This window comes from Paenibacillus sp. KN14-4R (assembly GCF_052180255.1).
Classification (GTDB): domain Bacteria; phylum Bacillota; class Bacilli; order Paenibacillales; family NBRC-103111; genus Paenibacillus_AM.
Map to the genome: position 1 here is coordinate 2285484 of NZ_CP197466.1, position 20633 is coordinate 2306116.

Here is a 20633-nt window from a genome sequence, read left to right on the forward strand (position 1 = left end):
ATCAGAATGCTTACTGCTTTGTTTTGTGTTCAAACCCTATTTCGCCTGAATATATCCTTCCGCTTTCAGTAACTCAGCGATCAGAACCGCGCCACCTGCTGCTCCGCGTAATGTATTGTGGGATAGTCCTACGAACTTGTAATCATAGATGGAATCCTCACGCAACCTACCCACGGAAACGCCCATACCGCGCTCGATCTCACGATCCAGCTTCGTTTGTGGTCGATTGTCTTCTTCAAAATACGTAATGAACTGCTTCGGTGCACTTGGTAGACCAAGTTCCTGCGGACGTCCTTTGAAGTTCAACCAGCGAGCAAGAATTTCGTCCTTGGCAGGTTTGTTCTCGAACGATGCAAATACAGTTGCCAAGTGCCCATCTGTTACTGGAACGCGAATACATTGTGTGGTAATTATTGGAGAGCTTGCTTTAACAATTTCCCCATTATGAATGCTTCCCCAGATGCGAAGTGGCTCTTGCTCACTTTTCTCTTCTTCACCGCCAATATAAGGAATAACATTATCCAACATGTCTGGCCAATCAGTAAAGTTCTTGCCCGCTCCAGAGATAGCTTGATACGTCGATGCAACCACTTGGGTTGGTTTGAAGTCAAGCAGGGCATGTAGGGCCGGTACATAGCTTTGGATAGAGCAGTTCGGTTTAACTGCAATAAAACCAGTTGAAGTGCCCAGACGTTTTCTTTGCGCAGCGATCACATCAATATGCTGTGGGTTAATTTCTGGGATTACCATCGGAATGTCAGGTGTCCAGCGATGAGCTGAATTGTTAGAGATGACTGGAGTGCCTGTTTTCGCATAAGCCTCTTCTAGTGCTTGAATCTCAGCCTTTGTCATATCAACTGCACAGAAGATAAAGTCGACTTGACCTGCAACCTCTTCCACATTAGCTGCATCTAGAACAACGATATTTTTCACAGCGTCAGGAATTGGAGTAGCTAGCTTCCATCTGCCTTGTACGGATTCTTCATATGTCTTCCCTGCTGATCTGCCACTTGCTGCAATTGTCGTGACCTCAAACCAAGGGTGCTCATTCAAAAGCTCAACAAATCGCTGTCCAACCATTCCCGTTCCGCCAACAATACCTGCTTTTAATTTTTGTGTCATAAGATTCTCAGATCCTTTCCGATTCGAAGTTCATATTTGATCTACCGTATGTTGCATGCGTGCTGTGTGCTCTTTTTAAAAAAACAAAAAAATCCCACCCCCAAGACTAAAAAGTCTCAGGGACGAGATATGTATGCTCGTGGTACCACCCTAGATTCGCTACTATGTCACCATAATAGCCTCTTCAAGTACGACATTACGATGTAATGCTTATACTCTAGCTCTGTAACAGGAGCTCCTGGCACATCATCTCCTAATCAGGTTCCGACGTGCTGCTCTGAGTCTTTGTTCAATAACGGATTCTTTGCCCCTTTCCAGCTGCCGGAGCTCTCTGTATAAGAATGGAGTTATCTACTCTTCTCTTCATCGCATTTGAATGTTGGAATAATGTTATCAGATAATCGCTGCGAGGTAAATATGTTTTTTATAAGCTTCTTATTGCATTGAAAAAGGTACTATAATTACATGTCGTTAGGAGCATGTAATAATAGTACCTTTTAATAATATTTATTAAAATACTAGAGATAAAAGTAGTATACCGCCTAGAGAAACAAATGATGCAATAAGGCATGCCGCAGTGAAGCTCTTAAACATATCCGGTAACGATAATCCCAGATATTCTTTTACAAACCAGAAACTCGAATCGTTGACATGGCACCAGCCAATCGCTCCTGAACCAATGGCGAGAACGATAATTTCCGGACTCACACCAGGAAAAGCAGCCAGCATAGGTGCCACCATGCCTGCAGTACTAATCATGGCCACCGTAGCGGAACCGATTGCAAGGTGCATGAGCCAAGCTATTAGCCAAGCGAGAATAATTGGGTTCATATTTAGTGACATCAAAACCTTAGACAATTCATCACCTAACCCACTGTCAACTAATATCTGATTAAAAGCTCCACCGCCGCCAATAACCAGCAAGATGCCAGCAATCGGTCCAAAGCATTGTTCTGTAAGCGATAACAAGTTTTTCATTTTTAAACCACGAGAAAGGCCTAATGTATAATAAGCTACAAATACCGAGATGAGAAGCGCTATAATTGGATTTCCTAAGAAATTAACAATAGGCAATAACGCAGAATCTTTTGCGAGAAACAATGCACTAACCGTTTTTCCTACCATAATGATTAGGGGCAATAGGATAGTAAATAAGGTAATGCCGAAGCTTGGAAGATCCTCAACTGGTGTTTCAGCGCTCACTTCTGATTCTGGTACTACTCCAGTCTTGCACTTCTTACTGATAAACTTGGCCCAAATTGGACCAGCTAAAATGGCAGTAGGAGTTCCTATAAGAAGAGCATACAGAATGACCTTACCAACATCAGCTCCCAAAGTTGTAGTAATTGCAAACGCTGCCGGATGTGGAGGCACCATCGAGTGAACGACCATCAACGATACTGCCAAAGGAATTCCTACACGGAGTAACGACATCTTAGCTTGTTTGGCAACGATGAAAACCAAGGGAAACAGTAAAACAAATCCTACTTCAAAAAATACGGGGATGCCGCAAATTAACCCGACAACTGTCATTGCCCAGGGAGCCCTTTTTTCTCCCATTGTTTCTAGTAATGTTCGTGCAAGGCGCTCGGCGCCGCCAGATATTTCCAACATTTTCCCTAAAATTGTACCAAAACCGATAACGGCGGCCAGAAAACCTAACGTTCCGGCCATTCCGTTTTCAATGGAAGTAGCAATCTTAGGAAGAGGCATACCTGTAGCAATTCCCACAAATATACACACTATTATTAAGGATAGAAAAGGATGTATCTTAACTTTAAGAATGAGAAAGATGAGAATTGCTATAGATGCAGCCAATACTAGCATCATCATTGTTGCAGTGTCCATTGTCTTAACCTCTCCCTATAATATAAAGTAAATTAGCTCATTGCACCTTTACGGTAGAAATCATCCATAACATCTTTAGGAACCATGCCGCCACCAGTAGCCCAAAGAATATGAGTTGCATTTTGCATCTTCTGTTCCAGGTGATTATTGTTCAAATAATCTTGTCCCATGGAAGAAGCGTGCAGTTGAACGGGTCCGATAAATCCTGCAACTGCCGATGGTTCTAAGAATATTTCTTCTGAATCGGCTAACTTTCTAAGGATTCGATAGAGACAGTCGTCTTGAACAGTGAAGACACCACTAATATCTTTCTCTAGTGCTTTGCCTACAAAGCCTGATGGTCTTCCTACGGCAAGCCCATCTGCTGCAGTAATATTATCAACGCCAAATTCCTGAGCTGATACTTCGCTATGCTCACGTGTCATTAAACCTAGCAACATTGCCGGTGAATGGGTTGGCTCTGCAAAGAAGCAATGAACGTTGTCTCCAAATACTGTCCGCAATCCGAAAGTAATTCCGCCAGGAGCGCCGCCTACACCGCAAGGTAGATAAACGAAAAGCGGATGATCCTGATCGACTGGAATCTTCATTTCATTGAGTTGCTTTTGGAGCCTTTTAGCTGCTACGGCATAACCAAGGAATAACGTTGCAGAATTTTCATCATCAACGAAGTGGCTATTGGCATCTTTCTGAGACTCTTGTCTTCCTGCTTCTACTGCTTTCCCATAGTCGCTATTGTGTTCAACGACGATTGCGCCTTTTTGTCGTAATAAATCTTTTTTCCATTCTTTCGCGTCAGTAGACATATGCACAACAACTTTGAAGCCTAATTGGGCACTCATAATCCCAATACTAAGACCTAGATTACCGGTTGATCCGACCACAATCGAATAATTCGAGAATAGCGTCCGGAATTTTTCATCTGCCAGAATGGAGTAGTCATCGGTTATTGACAGCATGCCATGTTTAAAGGCGATATCTTCGGCCACTTTTAATATTTCGTAAATTCCTCCGCGCGCCTTTACAGATCCAGAGATGGGTAGGTGACTGTCACATTTAAGATATAAATTTCCCATTATTTCCTGATTGAACATTTCGGATAACTTCTGCTGCATCTTAGGGATGTTAACTAATTCAGATTCGATGATTCCGTTTTTTTCCTGAGTCTCCGGGAATACTGTTGCTAAATAAGGGGCGAAGCGAATCAATCGTTGTTCTGCATCTTCGATATCAGCGATCCCTAATTCCTTGTTAATAATTCGGTTGTTGCAGCTCTCAAGCTGCGGGTTTACCCAGAAAACTTCCTCAGTATCAATGATGTTCTGCAGTTCCGGTAATTCATTTTTCCATTCTTCGATCGTTTTTCCAGCAATTTTGTTAGTCATGTTGTTTACCTCCGTACTAAAATGTGATTTTAAATTTATTTTTCTGCAATGAATTCTATTTCCACTTTAGCTCCCTTAGGAAGACCTGCAACCTGAATGCAGGAACGCGCGGGTTTGATGGTCTTGAAATAAGAGCCGTAGATTTCATTCAGACAAGTAAAGTTGGCAAGATCGGTCACAAAAATAGTCGTTTTTACAATGTCCTCGAAAACGTATCCTGCTTCGTTCAAAATTGCGGAGATGTTCTCCATCACTTGTTTTGCCTGTAATGCAAAGTCATCATTCATTTCACCTGTCTGAGGATTAATTCCAAGTTGCCCAGATGCATACAACCGTGAAGCGCTTACAATCGCCTGCGAATAAGGTCCAATAGCAGCGGGAGCAGTATCAGTCATAATTGTCTTTTTCATAAAATTTTTATCTCCTTGTTTTAAAGTAACATTTTCTTTGATATCAAATTGCAGTATAGTAATATATGTGCACCTCCATTTTGAAATTCAATTGGAAGTCCAAAAGTTAAATCGTATTTAATAAATTAAGTACAGTTGAATATTAGCATTTTACGTTTAATAATTCAAGCTTAATTTTTATCGATTTTTTTTGGTTTTTTTTGGTATGGTAATCAATAACAATTTAATGTAAAAAAAACCGTTTCTGTATTTACTAGTGTGAAATACACTTGCAAATACAAAAACGGTTTTTACAAATCAGCCCATATAATTATAATTTGCTTTCTAAAATGTCGGAGGAGTTATAGCAAAAATAACGGTTGCTTCATTTTCCGATTTATTTTCCCACTTATGTTCTACCCCAGGTGGTATTTTCACACTGTCTCCATCAAATAAAGTCTCCACATCGTCCCCAATAAATAATACTACCTCACCCGTCAATACATATGCGACTTCTTCACCAATGTGTCTCATAGGTTTTTCAGCAGACTGGGATCCCGGCGGTAATTTCATTAAAACCATCTCAATCGAGCCGCTTAAATCAGGAGACAATAATGAATATTCCCAATTGTTCGATGTAAATATGACTTTTTTTCTGGAATTTGCTCTTGTAATTAAATTTTTAGTTGGCACAAATTCAGTAAACAAACTAAATAAAGGAACTTCCAGCGCATCGGCAATCACGCGCAGCGTATTCAGTGACGGACTGGAAAGTCCCCTCTCAATTTGGCTTATCATGGATGAAGTTACATTCGTTATTTCTGATAACTGTTTAATCGTGTAATTCTTGTTTTTGCGATAATTTGCTATTGTTTTACCTAATTCTAGATTATCCATAATTCATTATACCTCTGAAAAATTCCTCTAAATTATTTAATGTGCCGCTCCTGAACTTAATAGCTTATAAATATAAAGATATCATAAATCTTAGATATTTTAAAGATTGATTAGATTTTTTGTTTAAGAGGCAACTACATCATATAGTTCATGAGTTGACATTCTATTTCTAAAAATTACTTTGACTACTTTCGGTTGTTCAGCAGCACTTATAACAGGAATGTTGGATTTAATGATCCCTGCTTTCTAGTTTTTTTCGCGAATTGATTTCCCTAAATGTAATGAAAAATACAACCCACTCTCATGGAATTATTTTCAAGTCCATTGTAATATGGAATTGAAAACAAAAAGAGTGCCTACTAATATAAACAGGGAGGTAAGATCAATAGAAGCACGTAATTCAACGTATAGCTTTCAAAATGTTAATATTGGAGAAGAAGCAGAGTTACTACGCTTAAAAGAACAAGCGTTAATGGGTTGGGAAAAAGAACAACGTACACTGAAATGGTTTGGACTAGAAGATGGTATGAAGGTATTAGAAGTGGGAAGTGGTCCGGGATTCGTTACCGAAAAACTAATTGATAACTTGCCGCATAGTGAAATTACAGCATTGGACATCGATGATACTTTACTTAAAATGGCTAAGCAAATGTTAAGTCATGTGCCCGAATCAAGGCTTAAATTTTCTCAAGCTTCAGTTTACGATACTAATTTACCTGATAATTATTATGACTTTGCTATTGCACGTTTAATATTTCTTCATCTACATAACCCATTGCAAGCAGCAATAGAAATTAGGCGTGTACTAAAACCGGGTGGAAAACTCGTTATTATTGATATTGATGATGGAATATTTGGGGCAATACAACCTGAATTAGACGTTTTACCTTCCATATTAAAAAAATTGTCACAGCTCCAAGCTTCAAGAGGTGGCAACCGGAATATTGGAAGAAGCCTACCACGAATTTTAACCCATTCAGGCTTTACAGACGTGGATATGGATGCGATTGTTCAACATAGTGATTTACATGGTATCGAAGGATTCAAACGACAACTAGATATAAACCGATTTACTGGATTCCATAAGAATGGGGTTATTACACAATACGAGTATGATGAAATAAATAAATCCTATGAAAATTTTGTTAAATCGCCAGATGCTCATGCAATGATGATATTTTTTATGGCGTGTGGTACAAAGCCTTCATAAACATACCCGAGTATAGGAAGGAACAAAAAACTTCCGATCTGAACAAGTGGTTCACCAGCCGAAAGGCGTTAGTTTATTTGAAGAAACAAAGCAATTTGGGGAGGAAGTCTGCATGGACAAAAATTCTGTTAATAGAACAAACATTATTGGTGCTGGCGAGGTTGGTGTCGCCATTTCGGTCGACATGGATAAGAATGTTATTCATAAAACAAACAGCTTATTTTGGGATACAAAAGGAAATGAGGTTTTAGGGGCAACCTCACTACCTTTATATGGAGCATTTGTTTCAGAAGAAAAATGCCAACTCTTTGGCGATGTCTCAGGGAAAAAGATGCTAGAGATAGGCTGTGGAAGCGGTCAATCTTTGCAATATATGGGGGAACGAAAAGCATCTGAACTATGGGGTATGGATATATCAGAGAACCAAATCGACAAGACAAGCAAACATTTAACAGCGTGCGGTCTTTCAGCAGAATTAATCTGTTCTCCCATGGAAGAAAAATGTGGCATACCAGAGGATTATTTTGACTTTGTTTATTCGATTTACGCCATAGGCTGGACCACTGACCTTGAGGGTACTTTTTGCAGAATCGCTTCTTACCTTAAAAAAGACGGCGTATTTATTTTCAGTTGGTCTCACCCTATACACAAATGTGTTGTTGCAGAAAATAATATGCTTGCTTTTAAAAAGAGTTATTTCGATGAATCTTGGTATTCGGTATCTCTTGATGAAGGTGAGCTAACATTATCGGATCGTAAACTATCAACTTATGTGAATGCGTTGGCAAAAGCGGGATTTGTAATTGAGCAAATGATTGAGCAATCTGATGACGAAATTATACAATCAAGGAACAGCGATTTTGCAAAAAAAGCAAAGATGCTTCCTGTAACTTTTGTAATCAAAGCAAGAAAACTATAAGAGAACAGTATAAACATTCGACAGCCAGCCATTAAAATAAAATCGAAAACGAAAACGAAATCACAATCATTGAGCCTCAAGACATTGAAGCTCTTTTTTGTTGTGCAATAGGATTACATTGTCTGTTTGGATAGTTTTCTGAAATAGTCGAAAACCGTCTCACGGAATTCCAGAGCAGCCCTCGAAATGTACCGACTTCTATGCCATACGAATGCAATTTCCCGTACCAATTCTTGATTTTCTACTTGGAGATATTTGATACGTTCTCGTGAATTCCTTGCAGTGCCTGGTATAAAGGCTATGCCGATCTCTGCCTCTACAAGCGTGCTCAACCTTGCAGGCTCGTCCCCTTCATACACATATTTGGGTACGAATCCTACCGATTTGCATACAGAATCCACTATATCGCGTGTACCGTAGCCTCTCTTTACTCCGACAAACCATTCATCCCTTAATTCTGTCAAGGATACGCTACTTCGATCACCCAGCCAATGCCCCTCCGGAACAGCTACAAGGATTGGGTCAATGAATACGATTCGACATTCAATGTCATCTCCTTCTATTGGAGGTGATGACAAGCAAAAATCGACTTCACCTCTATGAAGAAGCGTAACCATTTCCTGCGTGGTTAGCATTTGCACATGAAATTGGATATTGGGCTGCTTTTTACGAAACTCTCGAAGAATATTAGGTAACGTGCTAGCGGTGGTCACTGCCAATTCGAGAGTGCCAAGTTCCGGGCTAGATAAATCGCTAAGTTCCTGCTTTCCCTGTTCCAATTCAAACATCGCCCTTTCCGCACGGAGAAGAAATCTGCTACCAAACGCATTCAATCGCAGCTTCCTCCCTATTCGATCGAATAGAGGGACCCCTAAATCCTCCTCCAAGCGTTGAATCGTCTTGCTTAGAGACGATTGAGTAACGTGCAGACTTCGTGCGGCTTCGGTCACATGTTCCAAACGAGCTACCGTGAGAAAATATTGCAGTTGAAGAAGTTCCATTTCAAACCCCCACTCATTCCTTCAAATCAATTACATTATAACTTGTAATGCGTTGGAATGAATGATCGATTTCAAATAAAATGACATTACTACGATTTGGTACGCTTGGGGGAACTAAAATGAGTGGTCGCAGCAGGTGGTTAATGATTTCCGTTGGACTTGGAATACTATTGAACCCTTTAAATTCTTCGATGGTTTCCGTTGCTATTCCAAGGCTGCAAAATGTGTTCCAACTTGACTTTACAGCTGTTTCTTGGATTATTTTTTCGTTCTACATTGCGAGTGCTGTCGCTCAACCTGTCATGGGAAAGGCCAGCGATTTATTCGGTCGCAGGAGGATATTTCTTATCGGACTTGTAGTATGCTTCGTTGCATCTTTATTAGCTCCATTATCTCCAAACTTTGAATGGCTCATCGTGTTTCGCATTGTGCAATCAATCGGAACAAGCATGATCGTTGCGGTTGGAATGGCTATTGTGCGAATTCATATTACGGAGAAACAAGCGACTGCGCTGTCTGTTTTGTCCATATTCCTATCCGGAGCGGCGGCAATTGGACCCTTTATTGGCGGGGTCATCATTCACTGGTGGGGCTGGCCTGCCATCTTTTTCGTCAATATTCCATTCGTAATTGCGAGCTTTCTATTTTCTTGGCGGAATATTCCTAAGGACAAACCGTCAACATCCGTTGCGCTGGGCATGTCCTTTCGTAAATGGTCTGATTTGATTGATGTGCCAGGGATCCTGCTATTCACAGCGGGTCTGGTTGCACTACTCGTTGGATTACTATCAGCAAAATCATCTGGGCAAATCTCATTAAGTAATGTTATTTTCGGGCTGGTCGGCCTCGTTGTTCTGGGCGCTTTTGTACGACATGAGTTCAAAGCGAAGTCACCGTTTGTTCCTTTACGCACATTCGCCAAATATCCTGCGATGACTTGGGTCAATGTCGAATTCATGCTTGTTAACATCCTTTTTTACTCACTCTTTTTCGGGCTTCCATCCTACTTGCAAATAGTACGTCATGTCAGCGAGTTCCATACTGGGGTTCTTATGCTAAGTCTAGGCTTGTGCTCGCTCGTTACTTCTCCAATAGCAGGCCGATGGATAGATAAATCAGGATCTCAACCGGCATTGCTACTATCTGGAATACTGATGACACTTGGGTCAGTATGGATAGTGACTTTAAACCAAACTTCATCGGTTATCAGTGTGTGTTTGGCATTAGCTGCATTCGGTATTAGCAACGGGTTGAACAATGTCGGTTTGCAAGCGGCCTTGTTCAAAAGTTCTCCAAAAGAAATTATAGGTGTAGCATCCGGAATATTTAATACATCAAGATACCTGGGAACCATTCTCTCTTCATTGTTGATAAGCATCGTAATGGGTGATAACTTCAGCTTTGAAGGATTTCAAGTGCTTGGAATAATCCTCACGGTACTTGCATTGTCCTTGGTATTCATGAGTCGGCGGCACCGGGAGTCAGGGCAATTGCCGAACAACTAGTAGAATTGCGTTTTTTGCGTCATTTGTGATACGGTTCACCGCGCTGTCTGTAACGGCAAGTTTTAAGGCCATCCCTAGAGGAATGGCCTTTTCCTCTTTTCCCTTCTTGCAAAAGGAATATTTGTCCACCATATAGAATTATAATAATAAAAGGAGAAAATCCGTAATGAAAGCGGTGCTTTTAGCATGTTTGGGATCTTTGGCGTGTCTGGTCTTTCGTTCTTACTTGTAGCATTCCTTACTCCACTACTCATTAGAGGGCTGCGCGTTCTAAAGCTAACGCAGCCAATTCGATCTGAGTTACCCCCTGACCATCAAGCCAAACGGGGAACACCACTGATGGCTGGCCTGATCTTGCTTATCGGTGTGGTAACGTCATTACAGTTTCATCCCGCCCCATTGATGATCTTTTTATGTGTTACGTTTCTCTTATTCAGTTCGGTCGGCTTTATGGATGATTTCAAAAAGGCAGCATGGCAAGATCCATCCGGTATCTCCGGAAGGACGAAACTTGTGTTTCAATTCGCTTTTACTGGTGTGCTGCTTTTCACATTGTTCCGTTCGTTCTCGCTGACGAGTGACATTACGTTGTTCCACGGGGTTCAGCTACACCTGCCCGTTTACGTGTACATCGTAATAATGCTCCTGTTTGTAGTTGGTTCAGCGAACGCTATCAATTTTACGGATGGTCTAGACGGGCTATTGATCAATGTTGCGATCCCAACTTATTTTTTCTTCTTTCTGATCTCAGACAAACCTGAAGTACAAACATTTTCGCTCGTAATGATTGGCTGTCTGTTCGGCTTATTTCTCTACAATATTTATCCCGCTAGAGCGTTTATGGGGGATACTGGATCGCTCGCAATTGGAGGTTCGCTTTCCTTTTTAGCGGTTATTGAAAAGGTTGAAATATTAATCCCACTACTGTTTTCAGTCTATCTTGCTGAACAATTTTCAGTCATTTTGCAAGTCTGGTACTATAAACGTACAAAACTGCGCTTATTCAAGATGGCCCCGATTCATTATCATTTCAGCCTAAAATATGGCTGGAGCGAGAATAAGATCGTCATGGTGTTTGGTTTCATTTCATGGGCATCTGTTCTTATTTGTTGGCTTATTTGGAAATTTGTCCTATAGGCCCGTCACCTCTCTTGCAAGGACTTCCGCAAAACCGAAAAGCCTTTAACTAAAAGCATATATTATTATTTTTCATTACATAAAGACCCCTTGCGAGAGGGGTCTTTTACTTTTCTACAGGAGGGATTTTGGATGCGAATCATCAAGACCTACCAAGATGTCGAATTCTTGCGCCGTGCCGGAGTGCTCCCCGCACCGTTGTTCAAACACGTCGACGGCTACTTTCGCCAACTAGAAGTTGCACTGAGAGTTGACGAGGAAACAACGTTTTGCCTCAACCGACACGGCTGCATCGTCATTCTTGAAGCGGGAGACAACGTCCGGGACCTCGGGATCTTCGGGCTGAGCCTCGAAAACGGAGGATTGCTTGGAAGCTACCCCGAGTATGTCGAAATGCTCGACCTAGACGAAGGTCTCCAAGCGTACAAAGTCGCTGTGCAGTACGACAACGACTACCTAAAGACGTTCTTCACGCAGGCCGGAGCGCACGACGAGGAGGTGGAACAATGGCTGAAAGACCAGGCGGAAAGAAGCTGACAGCCAACGATTTGGTTCTCCACAAGCTGAAAGAGACGTTCGAGCGAAACGAAAACGTCACAGTCGACTGCAACGGGACGAACATTTGGGTCATGCTCGTAGCGGCGAAACCCTTCTCTGACCTGCTTGTAGAGAATCTCTCGTACCCACTGACTGACCAAAAGCCGACACACCGCGTCCGCGTCGTCCTGCGAACCACTGACGCCCAAGCAGGAACCAACCCTTACGTTGACGGCTCCGACTTCTTCCTCGCAGTCGACAAGCAGCAACAGACGGCGGACTTTGTTTGGGAAGACGAAAGTTTCGGGGATGCGCCTCTCTTTCACGGTGGAGACGTAGCCAGCGCCGTCCGCTGGGTGAAAGAACTGGGCGAGCCTTTCCACTGTCAGTACAGTGACCCCTTTCTCCCAACAGAGACGGGAGAAAGCACAGACCAAGAATAGCGAAAAAAGCGAAAGTACCGCTTTGCCGCTTTGGGCGCAATTGACGCTTTTGTTGCCGCCCCCATCTGCCTGGTGCAATCCCAGGCTCTTTTTTTCTACGAAAACTCCCCAATTACAAACAGATATTATTATTTAGCATATAGAATTGATGCCTAATCGATAGGCAATCTTGCCGGATCATAGGGATCGCAAAAAAATATTCAAATCATTGAAATTCGGCGAATTCAGCCATTTTAGCGGATGTAGAGCCTTCTAGTGAAAATAGCTCCCACTTTGTTTTTCTCGTCAGACCTTTCCGCGAGCGACCCCTCCCGGATAGCCCTTAGCGACATTTTTCGCCTCCATTTTTCTACCCAACCATCCAAGTGCTAGCCAAAGAAAAACCCTGTAGAATCAATACCTATAAGCAGTTGTACAGCGGACAGGCGCCGTCCGCAAGTGACTATAATAACCTGAATGCCTCTACAGCCCGGTCGACCAGGCAACTTCGGGAAAATACTAAGGAGGCCATTCGATGGATACCAATCAAACTGTACTTCGCAAAAAGATGACTGCAACACCAGCAATGCAACCTGCAAAGATAGGCCCGCACTTCAACGGGCTTCTTCAGACCTCTCCAGTCGAAACACAGAAGACCCTAATACAGACCATAGTGAAGCAGATAGCCGTTCAGCAAGGCCAGAAGCTTCGAGGCATTGAACTGGAATTCGACGAGACGCTACGACAGTGTCTGGTCGTCGCAGCCCCGTCCACCGACAAGGTGGACGGGGCTTTGTCCAGATACAAGTACCCCTCCCCCTTCACGATCGTGATCTAGAGCACCTTCCCTTTCTGCAAAGCGAAAGTACCGTCAGAAGCGAATTCTCTGCCAGCATCGACATTTCTGACACTTTTCTTTCCCGGCCTTAGAGGCCTTCTCCGATTCCACGATGCCCGCTTCCTTCCGTGGGATGTGACGAGGATGTTCCATTCAAAAAACGAATGCCCTATGTAGCTTTCTAGCGTTTCCTTACCCCGAACCTACACACATATATATAAATCCATGCCCCGCAAGGAATTCCGCAAAAAAACTTGCCCTTATTTATGGTACGGTTCACCACACATGATCTTAAAATTTCCTCCCTCTTTCATGTCTATACGCACTCAATTCACAGCTTCTCAAATATAAATACTTACATGAATAAAATATCGCCGTCCAACTCCGAATAGTTAGGAGACCATTTCCACCAGCAGCTTACCCAACCTGTCTAAGTTCTGTTCACTACCTTCAACACAATATGCCTTGGATTTTTCGAACTCTTCTTAGCTTAATTCATTAACTCGAAGAAGTATTTTGATTCATGAGTTTGATAAAGATTGAACCATGAATCTAATTTTTCTGGTGCAAATACATCAAGCACCTTCAATACATGCATTGCAAATTCCAACGGAGCTATTCCTGATGCAGTAACTAAATTCCCATCAGTTACTGCTGGTTCCATTTCATAATATTTTTCACCCATATAATGAGGACAAATCATTTTCATATATTCTAGATTGTTGCTTGTATGCCTTCTTGAGTCTAGCAATCCCATCTTTGCAAGTCCAACTGTTGCACCACAAATCGCCGCAACAACAGTACCTTCTTTTAAAGATTTAGAAACTTTTTTCAATATAGGTTCGTGAATTGCTTCTAGCCAAGTATTTCCGCCTGGAAGAATTAAAACATCAGTACTTTCCAAAATACACGCATCAATAGAAATACTAGGTAATATTTTCAATCCTCCCATTGTAGTAACAGGATTCTTATCAACGCCTACTGCAATCACCTCTAAAGGCGCTAGTTCTTTTTTAAAATACCTTCCCGAGTTTAGTTCAGCAATTAAATAACCTACCTCCCAGTCTGACATCGTATCAAATACATAAAGATACACTTTTTTTGTATGCATCATACACACTCCTTTTGTAATTAGTTTATCGATATACCCTATTATAAAAAAACTTTACTGACATCTTCCGTCAGTAAAGTGATCAATCTTGATAATAATTAATTAACTCATATCGATCGAAACCGGGCAAGCATTCACCTTTATCATTTTCTTCTCCCATATTGTTTGGCAAAAGAAACAATTCGTCGATATAATCCCTTATCCTTTAAGTCCTTCAGCGGATAAATTTGAGGTCTCGTATTCACTTCCAAAATCCAGGGCTTACCTGCAGAATCCAGCGCAATGTCCAGACCAAGTTCTCTGAATCCCTTCATATGTCGATCAAAACAATGCCCTACAGAGACACCCATCTGCTTCAGCTTCGCTTTCTTTCGTTGAATGGTGGCTGCATTATATCCTGCATCAGACAAGGTTGAACGAAAGTAGCTAATTGTTCCTCCTTGATTGTAGTTCGTAGCTACCTTTCCTGGCCGTCCTATTTTCGCAAATACAGCTGTGCTTACCCACTTGCCTTCATTCGTTTTTTGAACCATAACACGAATATCGAAGGGCTGTCCATTTGTCTTGGCTAATGCGATTCCCTTCTGCAACAAGTACGGCCTACGAGCGGAATACTGCTTCAAATTACTGAACAAATGATCAATTGTAGGGTAAACAGCTTTGGTGGAATTGCTTTGCGTCTGATACCCTCGTGCCCGTTTTTCTATCCGGATAATGTTGACCCCACCTGAACCGGTCGTTGGCTTAAAATAGACGACGGAATGAGAGGCCAGCATCGTTGTCAGATTGTGTTTATTGAACAACATCGTTTGAGGAATATGTTTTTGAAAATCTTTCCGTGTTAACAGCCATTTTGTTTTTTCCCATTTACTGCTAATTGAAATGCTTCTGTATTTCATAGAAATCTTCACATCTCCTTTCTTTGCATAATAAAATATCTTATGATGCGATAAAAATTCAAAAGACGGCTCTCACCATAAATCAGCATCTGCTGATCAAACCCACAAAAGTCCGATCGATGCAGTCGTTCGTAACGGACTTATCGGTCACGTTTTCTATGATCTTCATACGCACAGAAGGCCGTCGAAATAATCGGCGGCCTGTCTACAGTGATTCAATTCATTTTGCCTCAAATAAAGTAAAAAGCCCTTTTTTATTATTTGTAATAAGAATCGATCAGCGGAACGAAATAGCCACCGCCGTCTTTGACTTGCATAGAGATCGTGACCGTTTTTACGTTGCCGATATCGACGACGATTTCTTTTAACCCGTCTTGCGGCGAGATGGTGCCGACTTTTTTCAAGAGGGTGTATGAATCCAGATCTCTGATCTCGAAATCCGTAAGATCTTTATCGAGCGCTGCAATTTTTAAGTGCAGCGTTTGATATTTTTTGTCCGACGTAATAATGAGCGTTGGCAACAGCCCGTACCGGCAAATAGGTCGTGTCGTTATATGTAATGGGTAAAATAGCTGAGTTGGAATTCCTCTCTTAAAAAACGGGTCAACTCGATCGTTTCCCTAAACATTTGATGGCCACTTCCGTCAGTAAAGTGATCAATTTTGATAATAATTAATTAACTCATATAGAACTTCAATAAGTTTTTGCTTCAGACTTACTGGTTCAATTACTTGAATAGATTTGCCATAGGGTAAAAGTAAATACGGTACATACGTATGAATTGCTTCCTCTTCTAGTAGAAAAATCACCTTGTTTGAAGTCCGTTCTTTGACATGATGTCCTAAAAACCAATGCTGGCATAAGTTATCTAGTGTACTTGTCTTACCACCTACAACTAAAGGCATAAGTCCTTGCTTGTCTTCTACTTCTGGAAGTAGGCTTTTCATGAAAAATTCACTAGCCGAAAAAGACGTTGGACGATTGAAGGTAATTTCTGTTTGAATAATACTGATAATTCGACCCACTCTAAAACTGCGGATTTCATTCCTTAAATGACAAAATGCAATGACATACCAGTTATTATTCCAATAAATAATTCCATATGGATCAACAATCCTACGCTTGGGTTGCTCTTCACGACCCGTATGGTATGCCATTTCTACAGATGATTCGTTTACGATACCTTGCTCCAATTTCTTCAATATTGGCTCCATAGATAGTTTTCCAATTGGACTTATGACCTCAAGCCCTTCTAAATGCTGCTTGATCATTCTTTCCTGCTCTTGATTTGAATACATTTTTAGCTTTGATGTTGCTCTGTTTAATGCCTCCCCTGAAAAATATCCAGCTTCTTTTGCAAAAACAGCAGCATGAAGTAATGCAGTTTGCTCATCAACATCAAAAAGAAGAGGACTTTCAATAAAATGATTCAACAGGGTATACCCCCCATTATGACCTGTGTCAGATATAACCGGCACACCACTGGCAGAAAGTGCATCCATATAACGGTAGACAGTCCTTATGTTAATCTCTAGCTTTTCAGATATTTGCTTTGCAGTAATTTTCCTGCCTGAATTCAACATCCATAGAATCGCCATCATATTGTCAATTTTAGGCATCAGATTTCACCTCATTATTCCACTTTATACGAACGTACACTTGTAGACGATCACTCATCGCACGCGGCTAGAACTGAGCATCAATGTAGTTCGGTTAAAATTTTTACAAATCTAAACGAATTCATCAAACCAATTTATTAGCTGCTCCATAAATTAAACAGTGGTCATAAACAGCCGTTCAGCTACTTTCAAGTTCTCCTCTTTGTTTCAAACGCACCAGTGAAGACTTCGGCTTGGTCCACGGGTTACATTTTTTCACTAAGAAATTACGAAAGGAGTTGTCGAAAATGGGATGTGGTGAAGAAAGATTTGAGAATCGTTTTACAAACACAGGTTCTATCTTAGTGCTTTTTATTCTTTTAGTAATTATTAGCTGTTCGATATGTAGATTCTAATTTCCACCCGCACGTGAGCTCCTTTGTTACAGGGCTGAAATAAAAAATATGTAAGAGGCGATCCATTCTCGGTATTGTACCGGGAAGTGGTCGCCTAATTTTTTCTAGACGGCTGTATTCCTTATTACATAAAGCGCCTTTCCCATTTCTTATGTTTTCAACCAATTTTTCCAGAAAATAAGCATCCGTTTGTTCTCGTACTTCATTGGAGTGTTGGTTATCTTTTTCAGAGCCTCATCTTTTATTCCATGAATCTTTCAATGGTACGATACGGTTAAATACAAGCCGATCACCGGTAGTAAACTTTTTATCTACGCAAAAATAGCCATGACGGAAGAATTGAAATTTTTGTTCGGGAATCGCATGTTCAACCAAGGATTCTATCATGACATCCTTTATGATACTACGTGACATCGGATTAATTGTATCTGTCCAATCCCCGCTGTCCTCCTTCGGAATGTTCAGATCAAGTAACAGTTTTTCATACAAATGGACATCAGCCTTTAAAGCGTGCTCCGCAGAGACCCAATGGATCGTTCCCTTTACCTTACGCCCAGTAAATCCCGTTCCGCTCTTCGTAAGCGGGTCGTAGGTGCAGCGAAGTTCTATAATTTCACCTGAAGCTTGGTCCTTGACCACTTCCTCGCACCTAATGAAATACGCACCCTTCAGCCTTACTTCATCATTCAGACTAAGCCGATGGAAGCCCTTAGAGGGTTCCTCCATAAAATCGTCATGCTCGATATATATGGTTTTTGAAAATGGAACCTCTCTTTTCCCCAGTGCCTCGTTTTCGCTGTTGTTTTCAATCATTAACATCTCCACTTCTTCCTCTGGATAATTGGTAATGACGACCTTTAATGGTTTTAAAACAGCCATGACACTAACCGTTTTTTCTTTTAGATCCTGTCTGAGGCAATGATCCAAAAGCGAAATGTCTACCGTACTTTGAGATCGGATGCTGCCAATCTCCTCAATAAAACTCCGTATGCTCGATGGAGTGAAACCCCTTCTTCTAAGGCCACGGAGTGTTGGAAGTCTCGGATCATCCCAACCGTCTACATAACCCCCTTCAACCAGCTGTCTCAAAAATCGCTTGCTTGTCACAACACCCGTTAAGTTCAGCCGACCGAATTCCCTTTGCCGCGGAGGTTCTTGGATATCCAGCTCCTTTAACACCCATTCGTACAAAGGGCGGTGGTCTTTGAATTCGTTAGAGCATAAGGAATAGGTGATACCCTCAATCGCGTCTTGAATAGGATGGGCAAAATCGTACATCGGATAGATGCACCAGTCACTTCCCGTCCTGTAATGCTCAGCGTAGATAATTCGATAAATAACAGGATCACGTAGATTTATATTGGGTGAGCCCATATCAATCTTTGCTCGGACAACCTTGGAGGAAGCCGGGAAGTCACCATTCTTCATTTTTGCAAAGAGCGCTAGATTCTCCTCGACTGATCGGTTTCTATAAGGGCTTTTCCTGCCCGGTTCCGTCAAAGTCCCTCGATACTCCGTTACTTCGTTCGGCGTCAAATCACAAACGTAAGCCTTACCATGCTTGATCAGTGTGACTGCGGCGTTATATATTTCGTTCGAGTAGTCCGAGCCATAGTAGATATGATTTTCTGGATCGTATCCCAGCCATTTGATATCCTCCATAATCGCATTCACATACTTGATATCTTCCTTAAGGGGATTTGTGTCGTCAAAGCGTAAATGAAACGTTCCGTTAAACTTTTGGGCTATTGTATAATTCGTGTGTATCGCGTAGGCGCTTCCGATGTGAAGATAGCCATTGGGTTCGGGAGGAAATCGGGTGCACATTTCCCTGCCAAATGGACTTTCCTCAAGCTCCTCGCTAATCAATTTAAATATGAAATGCTCGGTATGATTCTCCTTAAGATTACTCATGGTCGACTCCTCCTAATGAATTTAATAAGTGATAATCCGATACAAAAAAAACCTCACCTCCAAGACTTTATGTCTTGGGGACGAAGTTTTCGCGGTGCCACCCCAGATTCATTAATATGTCGCCATATTAACCTCTTCAAGTACGGCATTGCGTGCAATGCTTATACTCTAGCTCTATAACGGGAGCTCCCGTCACATCATCCCCATTGAAGGTTCCGATATGCTGCTCAGAGGCTTGGTTCGAGGAAAATTTCTTTGCTCCTTTTCAGCTACCGGAGCTCTCTGTGCAAGATATTTTCCCTCTACTCTTCTCATCAATGCGTTTAATTCCATATTGCTAATTATAATAACAAATCATTCCCTTTATTGTAAACGAATATGCTTGTTGACGGTGTCAGGGTAAAGCGGTAACCTGGTTTCGAATACCGTTTCATTTCCACTACTGCGAGCAGTTATATGTCCCCCATGAAGTTCTATAATGCTTTTGGTTATGGCTAGTCCTAGTCCGGTTCCACCATTTTGAGATGATCTTGATCGATCTGCACGATAAAACCGATCAAATAAATAAGGTAAATCCCGCTCCAAAATGGTCTCACCATAGTTAATAACTTTCACTACTACCTCATCTTGATCTTTGCTAATGTGAATATCTAAATAGACGCCCCCGCTACCATGACGGATTGCATTTGAAATAATATTTTCATAAGCTCGCATCAATTGGTGTCCATCCGCTTGTACGAATAGACTTTCTTCTTTTGCCATCAACCGGTATGACATACCTTCTTTTTCCAATTGAGGGTTAAATTCCTCAGCTAGTTGCTTAAGAAAACCGATAATGTTCACTTTTTTCATTTGAAGCTGGAGAACTTCCCCCCGAAGGGATGTATATTCAAAAAGATGGTCAATCAGGTTTTTTAAGTTTTTCGATTTTTCATATGCAATTTTCGTGTAATAGCGAAGTTCTACTTCATCTTTATATCGATCTGTCTCAATTAATTCTAAATATCCAAGAATCGAGGTAAGTGGTGTACGCAAATCGTGAGACACCCCTGTAATCAATTCATTCTTAGTCTTTTCTGCATTTCGCTCTTCTTCAATAGATTTACGCAGCTTCTTCGTCATTTGGTTAAAATTTTCAGCTACTGTTCCTAATTCATCCGAAGATTTAGCTGTTATTTCATACAAAAGATTACCCTTCGAAATTTCCTGAAGTCCTCTCGTAATTTCTTCCAAATATCGAAAAACTTTTCGGCTGAACACAAAAAAATAAACTAAAAAGAGTAAACAACCGGTAATGATCAGAATCGGGGTTGAACCCATATTGTTGACAACCCAACGAATGGGTGTTCTGAACGGTGTTATATACACCAAATAGAGAAACAAACGATAACAGATATACATGGAAAGAACGGTAGATGCAATACTTAGTAAGAATACAAGAATAAACTTCCAACGTATCGTATAAATAAAATTTAATTTCATTTT

General features: G+C 41.3%; 19 protein-coding genes, 1 pseudogene and 2 other annotated features. Of the genes and pseudogenes, 7 read left to right on the forward strand and 13 right to left on the reverse strand.

Going from position 1 to position 20633, the window contains the following annotated elements:
• Positions 1-36: 36 nt before the first annotated feature.
• The 5 genes from asd to ACSBOP_RS10835 all read right to left on the reverse strand — a co-directional run bounded on the left by asd (position 37) and on the right by ACSBOP_RS10835 (position 5641).
• Positions 37-1122, reverse strand: coding sequence for an aspartate-semialdehyde dehydrogenase (gene asd / locus ACSBOP_RS10815; RefSeq protein ID WP_442600548.1), 1086 nt, complete (start codon positions 1120-1122; stop codon positions 37-39).
• A 115-nt stretch (positions 1123-1237) separates the two neighbouring features.
• Positions 1238-1498: a binding site (T-box leader), on the reverse strand.
• 134 nt (positions 1499-1632) lie between these two features.
• Complete coding sequence (locus ACSBOP_RS10820; protein ID WP_442600549.1) at positions 1633-2970, reverse strand: GntT/GntP/DsdX family permease; 1338 nt, start codon at positions 2968-2970, stop codon at positions 1633-1635.
• Positions 2971-3002: 32 nt separating this feature from the next.
• Complete coding sequence (locus ACSBOP_RS10825; protein WP_442600550.1) at positions 3003-4355, reverse strand: D-serine ammonia-lyase; 1353 nt, start codon at positions 4353-4355, stop codon at positions 3003-3005.
• 35 nt (positions 4356-4390) lie between these two features.
• A complete protein-coding gene (locus tag ACSBOP_RS10830) occupies positions 4391-4765 on the reverse strand; it encodes a RidA family protein (RefSeq protein ID WP_442600551.1) in 375 nt (124 codons plus the stop codon).
• 324 nt (positions 4766-5089) lie between these two features.
• A complete protein-coding gene (locus tag ACSBOP_RS10835) occupies positions 5090-5641 on the reverse strand; it encodes a helix-turn-helix domain-containing protein (RefSeq protein WP_442600552.1) in 552 nt (183 codons plus the stop codon).
• Between the two features lie 331 nt (positions 5642-5972).
• On the opposite strand from ACSBOP_RS10835, the gene ACSBOP_RS10840 reads away from it, so the two are divergent.
• The gene (locus tag ACSBOP_RS10840) at positions 5973-6851 is read left to right on the forward strand and encodes a class I SAM-dependent methyltransferase (RefSeq protein WP_442600553.1); all 879 of its coding nucleotides are present in this window, start codon (positions 5973-5975) and stop codon (positions 6849-6851) included.
• A 112-nt stretch (positions 6852-6963) separates the two neighbouring features.
• Positions 6964-7770, forward strand: a complete 807-nt coding sequence (locus ACSBOP_RS10845) for a class I SAM-dependent methyltransferase (RefSeq protein ID WP_442600554.1) — start codon at positions 6964-6966, stop codon at positions 7768-7770.
• 113 nt (positions 7771-7883) lie between these two features.
• Here the strand turns inward: ACSBOP_RS10845 and ACSBOP_RS10850 are convergent, their stop codons facing one another.
• Positions 7884-8771: a LysR family transcriptional regulator gene (locus ACSBOP_RS10850; RefSeq protein WP_442600555.1), complete on the reverse strand. Its 888-nt coding sequence runs from the start codon at positions 8769-8771 to the stop codon at positions 7884-7886.
• A 119-nt stretch (positions 8772-8890) separates the two neighbouring features.
• Here ACSBOP_RS10850 and ACSBOP_RS10855 point away from each other — a divergent pair, with 119 nt between their 5' ends.
• The 5 genes from ACSBOP_RS10855 (at position 8891) to ACSBOP_RS10875 (ending at position 13210) form a co-directional block, all read left to right on the forward strand.
• Positions 8891-10276, forward strand: coding sequence for an MFS transporter (locus tag ACSBOP_RS10855; RefSeq protein ID WP_442600556.1), 1386 nt, complete (start codon positions 8891-8893; stop codon positions 10274-10276).
• A gap of 186 nt (positions 10277-10462) precedes the next feature.
• Positions 10463-11413 (forward strand): phospho-N-acetylmuramoyl-pentapeptide-transferase, encoded by a 951-nt coding sequence (gene mraY, locus ACSBOP_RS10860; protein WP_442600557.1) that lies wholly within the window; start codon positions 10463-10465, stop codon positions 11411-11413.
• 132 nt (positions 11414-11545) lie between these two features.
• Positions 11546-11950: a hypothetical protein gene (locus ACSBOP_RS10865; protein WP_442600558.1), complete on the forward strand. Its 405-nt coding sequence runs from the start codon at positions 11546-11548 to the stop codon at positions 11948-11950.
• Positions 11920-12393 (forward strand): hypothetical protein, encoded by a 474-nt coding sequence (locus tag ACSBOP_RS10870; RefSeq protein WP_442600559.1) that lies wholly within the window; start codon positions 11920-11922, stop codon positions 12391-12393. Before ACSBOP_RS10865 ends, ACSBOP_RS10870 begins: the two co-directional genes overlap by 31 nt.
• A gap of 514 nt (positions 12394-12907) precedes the next feature.
• A complete protein-coding gene (locus ACSBOP_RS10875; protein ID WP_442600560.1) occupies positions 12908-13210 on the forward strand; it encodes a hypothetical protein in 303 nt (100 codons plus the stop codon).
• Between the two features lie 490 nt (positions 13211-13700).
• On the opposite strand, the gene ACSBOP_RS10880 is transcribed toward ACSBOP_RS10875, so the two are convergent.
• The 7 genes and pseudogenes from ACSBOP_RS10880 to ACSBOP_RS10910 all read right to left on the reverse strand — a co-directional run bounded on the left by ACSBOP_RS10880 (position 13701) and on the right by ACSBOP_RS10910 (position 20630).
• Positions 13701-14321: a type 1 glutamine amidotransferase family protein gene (locus ACSBOP_RS10880; protein ID WP_442604449.1), complete on the reverse strand. Its 621-nt coding sequence runs from the start codon at positions 14319-14321 to the stop codon at positions 13701-13703.
• A 143-nt stretch (positions 14322-14464) separates the two neighbouring features.
• Positions 14465-15220, reverse strand: coding sequence for a YheC/YheD family protein (locus tag ACSBOP_RS10885; protein ID WP_442600561.1), 756 nt, complete (start codon positions 15218-15220; stop codon positions 14465-14467).
• A gap of 257 nt (positions 15221-15477) precedes the next feature.
• Entirely contained in the window at positions 15478-15741 is a 264-nt protein-coding gene (locus ACSBOP_RS10890; protein WP_442600562.1) for a hypothetical protein, read from the reverse strand.
• Positions 15742-15876: 135 nt separating this feature from the next.
• A complete protein-coding gene (locus ACSBOP_RS10895; RefSeq protein ID WP_442600563.1) occupies positions 15877-16839 on the reverse strand; it encodes a helix-turn-helix transcriptional regulator in 963 nt (320 codons plus the stop codon).
• Between the two features lie 524 nt (positions 16840-17363).
• Positions 17364-17447: pseudogene (locus ACSBOP_RS10900) on the reverse strand (nucleosidase); the annotation flags it as partial.
• Between the two features lie 21 nt (positions 17448-17468).
• Positions 17469-19148, reverse strand: a complete 1680-nt coding sequence (locus tag ACSBOP_RS10905; RefSeq protein ID WP_442600564.1) for a glutamine--tRNA ligase/YqeY domain fusion protein — start codon at positions 19146-19148, stop codon at positions 17469-17471.
• 73 nt (positions 19149-19221) lie between these two features.
• Positions 19222-19475 (reverse strand) — a binding site (T-box leader).
• 36 nt (positions 19476-19511) lie between these two features.
• Positions 19512-20630 (reverse strand): HAMP domain-containing sensor histidine kinase, encoded by a 1119-nt coding sequence (locus ACSBOP_RS10910; RefSeq protein WP_442604450.1) that lies wholly within the window; start codon positions 20628-20630, stop codon positions 19512-19514.
• Between the last annotated feature and the right edge of the window lie 3 nt (positions 20631-20633).